The organism is Treponema sp. R80B11-R83G3 (genome assembly GCF_054786115.1).
This window is the reverse complement of record NZ_BDHF01000313.1, coordinates 1-863: the sequence shown is the minus strand read 5'-3', so window position 1 is coordinate 863 and position 863 is coordinate 1. Positions and strand designations below refer to the sequence as shown.

The window sequence follows — 863 nt, the reverse complement described above, 5'->3', positions numbered from 1 at the left end:
GGGCGATGGTTGAATCTCACGCCAGCGAACAAAGCGCCCGCATGAACGCGATGGACGAGGCTTCCAAAAGCGCCGAAGATATGCTTGGTTCACTGAAAATAAGTTACAACCGCGCGCGTCAGGCGGGCATTACGCAGGAAATGGCGGAGATTACCGGCGGTTCCACGGCGTTAGCTGATCATTAGTATTTATACCGAATGTTTTTGAGGTGGAGCATTTTATGGCAGAGGCGACTCAATTTAGAAATATAAATAATGTTCTCACTACCGCCCGAATGAAGCTTGTTGATCAACTGGCGATAAACGGCAATACCGATACCGGGTACTCTTATATGTGCGCCGCCGGCAAGCATATTTATCAAGCGGCGTTGGCTATGTTGGATAAGACAGCCGTGAAAGATGGGAATAAAAATATAGCGGTAATATGCGGTAAGGGTAATAACGGCGGAGACGGCTATGTCGCGGCACGGCTACTGCAAGAAGCAGGAATTAATGTTGATTGTTTTTCTCTTTGCGATACCAAAGAATTAATCGGTGAAGCGGCATTGGCGTTTAAGGATTACGCCGATTTAAAAAACGGCGTCGTTCGCATACTTACAAGCAATGAAAAATTACCCGATTTTAACAATTACAGTTTGATAATCGACGCGATGCTTGGAATCGGTGCGAACGGAGAACCTCGCGGATTGTACGCTGATGTGATTAAAGCTGTGAACTCCAGCAAGGCTTCTGTTTTGGCGGTTGATACTCCATCGGGGCTTGATTGCGACAACGGAAAATGTACTTCTTCATGTATAAAAGCCGATTGTACCGTGTCTGCCGGATTTCTTAAATTGGGACAATTTTTTTACCCCGGCAGGGCTT

At 46.5% G+C, this 863-nt stretch carries 2 protein-coding genes; both read left to right on the top strand.

What is annotated here, in order from left to right:
- Window positions 1-185: F0F1 ATP synthase subunit gamma (locus tag ACYVRH_RS13550; RefSeq protein ID WP_461257420.1), on the top strand; the 185-nt coding region annotated here is incomplete at its 5' end.
- A gap of 35 nt (window positions 186-220) precedes the next feature.
- The coding region (locus ACYVRH_RS13545; RefSeq protein WP_461257419.1) for an NAD(P)H-hydrate epimerase at window positions 221-863 on the top strand (643 nt) is incomplete at its 3' end.